Genomic DNA, 5,003 nt, shown 5'->3' on the forward strand with positions numbered 1-5,003 from the left:
CTGGAGGTAGGGCTGCTGGTCCACGGCGAACTGCACCTCGCCGCCCCGGACCGCCTTGACCAGGTCCTTGTTGAGGTCGAAGGTGGCGACCTTGGCTCTGCTGCCGGCCTGCTCGACGGCGTCGACCGCGCTGAGCCCGTACTGGGCGCCCAGGGTGACGACCTCGTCGATGCTGGAGTCCTGCCGCAGCCGGGACGCGATCGTGGCGGTCACCGCGTTCATGTCGGTGCCGTCCACGTACACGTTGTCGGTCTCGCCGTCGAACGTCTTGCGCACTCCGGCGCAGCGGGCCTCCAGTGCGACGTTGCCCCGCTCGTGCACGACGCACAGGGCGTGCTTGGCCTTGACCTCGTCCAGCTTGTCGCCGACGGCCCGGCCGGCGACGGACTCGTCCTGGCCGAAGTACTCCAGCAGGCCCGCCGGCCGCCAGGCGTCGATACCGGAGTTGAGCCCGACGACGGGGATGCCGGCCGCCTTGGCCTGGGCGATCGGGCCGCGCATCGCCGCCGGCTTGGCGAGCGTCACCGCGATGCCGTCGACCTTGTCGCGGACCGCGCTCCGCACCAGCGCGGCCTGCGCGGCCCCGTCGGCGTCGCTGGCGTACGTCAGGTCGATGCCGTCCTTGGCCGCCGCCGTCTCGGCGCCCCGGCGCACCAGGTCCCAGAAGGCGTCGCCCTTGCCGCCGTGCGTGACCAGGGCGACCTTCATCCCGCCGCCCGGCCCGCCCACCGGGTCCGCGTCCGAGCCGTCGTCACTCGCGCCGAGGACGGAGCAGCCGGCCACCAGCAGACACACGGCAGCGGACACCAGGGCCGCGACATGGGTGAGTCTCGCGGAGGTGTGCGGCGGGGGAGGAGTGTTCATGAGGGGCGGACCTCGCTGTGCGGCCGAGCAAGAGCAGGATGAGAGCCGGGCGGACCGCACCTGAGCACGGTCCGGATGACTCTCGCTGGCCCGGAGCCAACCGTGTGTGACCACTGGGCGTCAAGTGAGCAGCCACATGCCGTGAGTTAGTGCTGCCGCATCGTGATGATCTGTCCGACTGATCGAACAGTGGAGGTCATCGCCATGATTTTCATACCGTCCGTGCGGTTCGGGTCCCGGCGTCCCGCTGGCAAAGGCCCCCGGAGCGGCTGCCGGGGCCGCCTAGACTGGTGCGGCTCGCAGGACGACGAAGGCGACGGAGGGGACGGCGACGGTGGCGGCAGCCGGCAGTGGCTTCGAGGACCCGCCCGCCGACGTGCTCGACAGCACCTCACCAAGCTGAAGCTGGCCGGACTCGTCGGCTCCCGCCGCGAGGGCCGCCGTCAGGTGTACTACGTCGACGACCCCGATGTCGTCGACGTCGTGCGGCTCCTGGTGGGCCGGCTCACCGACCGCGCCGCGCCGCCGCGCCGCCGTCTCCATGGCCTCTGAGACCGCCGACGGCACCACCCTGGAGGTGCTGCGGCGGCTGGAGTCGGGCCCCGGGGACTGACCGGGACCGAGGCCGTCGCCAGGCTGCTCACCCATGGCGAGAACACCCTGCCGGAGCGGCGCACCTGGTGTCCGCCGCCGTCGCCTCCTGGGGCACCGCCGTGGTCATCCTCGCCCTGGTCGTGCTCAGTTGCGTGCTGCGCGCGAGCGGGGAGCACCGGGCCGACCGCTCCCTGGCCGCCCTGCGCGAACTCGTCGCCGGCACGGCCACGGTGCTGCGGCGCGACACCGACGGGGAGCCGCCCCGGCCCCGCGAGGTGCCGGTCACGGAACTCGTCCCCGGCGGCCTCGTCCCGGTGGACGTACGGCTGCTGCGCGCCCGCGGACTCACGGTGCACCAGGCCGCGCTCACCGGGGAGTCGGCGCCGGTGGCCAAGAGGGCGGTGCAGGGAGCGGCCGGATCCGGCGCGGACCCAGGGCAGTAGCGTCGCCACGGGCAGCGGTACCGCCGTCGTCGTCGCGACCGGCGACGGCACCCGGTTCGACCCGGCCGCCGGAGATCCGGCCGGGCCCGCCGCGCCGCCCGTCAGCCCGTCAGAACCGGCAGCGACCGATGGCCGTGGGAGATGAACGAGTCCACCGGCCGCAGCTCGTCCGCCGGTACGGCGAGGGCGAGGCCGGGGAACCGCTCGAACAGGGCCGGCAGGGCCACGCGCGCCTCCAGCCGGCCGAGCGGGGCGCCCAGGCAGTGGTGGACGCCGTATCCGAAGGCCAGGTGATCCTTCACGGCGCGGGTGACGTCGAAGGCACCGGCGTCCGGGCCGTGCTCCTGCGGGTCGCGTCCGGCGGCGGCGTACGCGGCGAGGATCGCCTCGCCCTTGCGGATCACACTGCCCTCCGGGCCGCCCAGCTCGCCGAGGGGCAGGTCCTCGACCGCGTACCGCAGCGGCAGGCTGGCCACCGGTGCCTCGGCCCGCAGGGTCTCCTCGATCACGTCGTCCCAGGAGGCGCGACCCCCGCGGACGTGCGCGAGCTGGTCGGGGTGGGTGAGCAGCGCGTGGACGGCGTTGTCGAGCAGGTTGACCGTCGTCTCGTGGCCGGCGCTGATCATCAGCATCAGCGTGTCGAGCAGCTCCTGCTCGCTGAGCCGCGTGCCGCTCTCCTCCTCGCGGGCCGTGATCAGCGCGCTGGTCAGGTCGTCGCCGGGCGCCGCCCGCTTCGCGGCGACGAGCTCACCGAGGACGGCGTAGAACCGGGCATAGGTGTCGGCGACTTCGGCCGCGTCGGCCGAGGTGTGGAAGATGCTGTCCACCACGGCGCGCAGCTCGGGCCCCAACTCCTCGGGTAAGCCCAGCAGTTCGCCGATGACCTGGATGGGCAGCGGATAGCAGAACTCCTCCCGCAGATCGACCGCGTGGTCGTCCGCCCCGCCGCCCGCCCCGGCCTTGGCGACCCGGTCGAGCAGCGCCGCGGTGATCTCCTCGATCCGGGGCCGCAGCTCTGCGGTGCGGCGGGCGGTGAACGCCTTGGAGACCAGGATGCGCAGCCGTTTGTGCTCGGTGCCGTAGGCCGTGAACATGTTCCGCACCGCGACCCAGGTGTACAGCGGCCAGTCCGGTGAGACCTCGCCGTCGAGCCAGCGGTACCAGTGCCGGCGTGCGTCCTTCGACACCCGCGGGTCGGTGAGCAGCCGTTTCAGGAGCGGGGCGCTGCTGACCGCCCAGGCCGGGACACCGTGGGGGAGTTCGACGGGCGTGACGGGTCCGCGCTCGCGGATCCGGGCGGCCTCGCCGTGGATGTCGCGGCCGGTCGGGTCGATCACTATCGGGTGTGTGAACTCCATCGGACTCTCTCCCTGGGCTGACGGCGGTTCGCGGGGCACGCGGACGCCCTCGTGGGCGGGTACGTGCCACGTCCAGCCAAGTGGCCGCGGCCGGGCCGCGCCAGAGGGTGGAGAATCACTGGCCTGTTTCAGGCGGTCCGGCCGGCCTCCCGCTCCAGGGGCCGGGCCACCGCCTGCGCGGCCCGGGCCGCCTTCCTGCGCTGCCGCCGGCTGACACGCGGCTCCTGGTCCGGCAGCCAGCCGAAGGTGAGGCAGCTGCCTACCACGCCCAGGAGCAGGCCCACGAAGAAGCCGCCCAGGTTCGAGGTCAGCCAGGTCCCCAGGGAGACCAGCACCCCGATCACCGAGTAGAACAGGCGCTGGGAGGGATTGAAGAGGATCAGCACGCCGCACAGCAGCATCACGGCCGGGAGCAGATAGCCGGCCAGGCCCTGCATGCCGACGTGCAGGATGACGTCCAGCGACGCCTTCAGGGTGAGCAGCACCTCCGCCCCGCCCAGGGCGAGCAGCAGCCCGCCCCAGAAGGGACGGCCCGCCCGCCACCGGCGGAAGGCGGGCCGGAACGTCCCGCGCGGACCGCCGGGCATCAGCAACCCGACCCGCTGAAGCCCAGTTTCAGCCCGGGCAGCTTGAACACACCTGCCGTCGTGGCGTAGTTGGTCTGCCGCAGCTTGGCGATGTGGACGGTGTCGGACTGCTGGCTGAACACGCCCTTGGGCCCACGGCCCTGCGGCCCGGCCTTGTTCAGCGTGCTGGCGTCGTTGCCGATCTCGATGTTCTTGAAGGCCGCGTCGCCCGTGAGCTCCGTGGAGTCGGTGGTCAGGTCGCTGGCCCGGACCTTCGCCGCACCCTCGCCCGCCCTGATGATCAGGTTCGTGCCGCCCAGGTCCACGCTCTGGCACAGCTTGGTGAGCGTCGCGTCCTTGATCACGGAGGTGACGACCAGGACCTGGCCGCCGGTCTCGCCCGCGTTGGGGCTGCCCTCGGCCATCTCGTCCAGACCGCCGAACTGTGCGAAGCCGGTGCCGTTCAGCTCGGTGGCGGTGACCGTGAAGGGCATACCGGAGATGGCGAACTGCACGCCCAGCGCCCCCTCGGCCGTGAGGATCGCGAGGCCGGCGGCGACCGCGGCGGCCGGCACGGCCATCACGGCGGCCCGGCGGGCCCGGACTCGGCCGCGGCGCGCGGGAACGTCACCGGTGTCCGCGGCGGCGGTGCNNCGCGGACACCGACTGCGTACGCACGTCTCCCCGCAACTCCCGGCGGTTGCAAGGGCTTTCTCGTTACGCCGCAGTAGCCGACTCGGAAGTTACCGGGGGTTACATGAAGGGTCAAGGGAAGTGTGAACGAAGAGTGTCGAATGTGCGCCGCATGTGAGTCACCGCCCTTCAGGAAGTCTCACCGAACGCACAACTCCCTTGCAAAGCCTTGACGTTGGCTGACGGGCAGGTCTACAACTCTCCTCGTCCCACCGGATCCGTGGCGCCGGATCCGCCGCGCGGCGCTGTCCGCGTGTCCCGGAACCGCGTGTCCCGGAACCGCTCGTCCCGTACGGGCAGCTCGCCGCCCGGTGCGTCCTCCGCACGGGCTTTCCACTGCACGGGTCCGACCCTCCGCGGCACCGGCACGGGCCCTTTCCCCGGTGCGCCGTGCCACCAGCCACCCCCCGCCCGGCCCGGCCGACGGCCCGTTCCCGTGCGTGCCTCCGGCCGGTCACCGGTCTGCCGTTGCCGGTCCGTCACGT

At 72.7% G+C, this 5,003-nt stretch carries 5 protein-coding genes and 1 pseudogene; 2 read left to right on the forward strand and 4 right to left on the reverse strand.

Annotation, left to right across the window (positions count from 1 at the left end; genetic code table 11):
- Nucleotides 1-864 (reverse strand): substrate-binding domain-containing protein (locus CCL05_RS29205; protein ID WP_086563628.1); only part of this gene is annotated, 864 nt, incomplete at its 3' end.
- 381 nt (nucleotides 865-1,245) lie between these two features.
- Here CCL05_RS29205 and CCL05_RS46480 point away from each other — a divergent pair.
- Together CCL05_RS46480 and CCL05_RS29215 are read left to right on the forward strand one after the other, a co-directional pair.
- Nucleotides 1,246-1,416 (forward strand): annotated as a pseudogene (locus CCL05_RS46480) (transcriptional regulator); the annotation flags it as partial.
- Nucleotides 1,417-1,544: 128 nt separating this feature from the next.
- A complete protein-coding gene (locus tag CCL05_RS29215) occupies nucleotides 1,545-1,901 on the forward strand; it encodes a P-type ATPase actuator domain-containing protein (RefSeq protein WP_244204453.1) in 357 nt (118 codons plus the stop codon).
- A gap of 101 nt (nucleotides 1,902-2,002) precedes the next feature.
- Here the strand turns inward: CCL05_RS29215 and CCL05_RS29220 are convergent, their stop codons facing one another.
- From CCL05_RS29220 to CCL05_RS29230, 3 genes are all read right to left on the reverse strand, one after another.
- On the reverse strand, nucleotides 2,003-3,259 hold the full coding sequence (locus tag CCL05_RS29220) for a cytochrome P450 family protein (RefSeq protein WP_086563623.1): 1,257 nt from the start codon (nucleotides 3,257-3,259) through the stop codon (nucleotides 2,003-2,005).
- 128 nt (nucleotides 3,260-3,387) lie between these two features.
- Nucleotides 3,388-3,846 (reverse strand): DUF6114 domain-containing protein, encoded by a 459-nt coding sequence (locus CCL05_RS29225; protein WP_086563625.1) that lies wholly within the window; start codon nucleotides 3,844-3,846, stop codon nucleotides 3,388-3,390.
- Nucleotides 3,846-4,406: a DUF6230 family protein gene (locus CCL05_RS29230; RefSeq protein ID WP_086563627.1), complete on the reverse strand. Its 561-nt coding sequence runs from the start codon at nucleotides 4,404-4,406 to the stop codon at nucleotides 3,846-3,848. Before CCL05_RS29230 ends, CCL05_RS29225 begins: the two co-directional genes overlap by 1 nt.
- Nucleotides 4,407-5,003: the final 597 nt, after the last annotated feature.

The organism is Streptomyces africanus (assembly GCF_002150735.1).
GTDB classification, from domain to species: domain Bacteria; phylum Actinomycetota; class Actinomycetes; order Streptomycetales; family Streptomycetaceae; genus Streptomyces; species Streptomyces africanus.